Here is an 834-nt window from a genome sequence, read left to right on the forward strand (position 1 = left end):
GTTAATATTTATAAAAACAGCATTACTAAATTTGTTTCAACTTATACCAGTCAAACTCCAGATTCAGATTTTGAATATGTAAAAATTACGAATAAAGATACAGGCGTTATCAACGCGGAAGCTGAAGCAATTTTTGAAATTAATAAAAATAGTGAATCTGGTGATTTACCGATAGAGATATTTTCATCATCTAGTGGAAAAAGTACTGTTACGGTTGAAGGATTTAAATCCGATTCATTAGAAATAGCCTGGGATTTAAAAGAAGATTGGGAAAAATATTCCAGTTGGGAAGGCGGTACGCTGACGATTACCGATGTGTTGGAAGGATCACTTGCAGCGCAACAAATTACGGAATCCTTCACCGATACTTTCGGCACCAATACTGAATTGAAGTTCATCGGCGAAGACGATTGGGCATCTGAAGGCTTGGTTTCAGAAAGTTCTACTGCAGTATTCAATGCCGAAATTGGAAACAAACTTATCGACCAAGGCTACGCCGGCAATATCGTCACGAACTTCAACCTCAACAACGCTTCGTCCTACGGTGCAGCACAGGATCTCACAATCGGAACCGGCACCGGCGAAGTCATCAAAGACTCTATCGGCTTCCGCAAGGTCGAAGGCGTCTCTTCCGTCACTGTTAACTCCAGCAAGTACTTCGCACTGATCGGCCAGCCCGCCGGCGGCGAACTCATCGTTGGTGGTGCACCCGTCACGCTCGACAACGGCACGCTGATGCTTGGCGTCTCGGGCGTCGAGACCGCACGTGCGGATTCTTCGACAGCCGGCACGCTTGAAACCATCACGATGCAGAACGGCTCCCACGTCGCCACC

1 protein-coding gene is annotated in these 834 nt (G+C 46.3%); it reads left to right on the forward strand.

What is annotated here, in order from left to right; genetic code table 11:
* A partial coding sequence (locus H6A60_RS11895; RefSeq protein ID WP_205104902.1) for a hypothetical protein occupies positions 1–834 on the forward strand: 834 nt, incomplete at both ends.

The sequence above is a fragment of the Sutterella massiliensis genome, assembly GCF_016899755.1.
In the GTDB taxonomy this organism is placed as follows: domain Bacteria; phylum Pseudomonadota; class Gammaproteobacteria; order Burkholderiales; family Burkholderiaceae_F; genus Sutterella; species Sutterella massiliensis.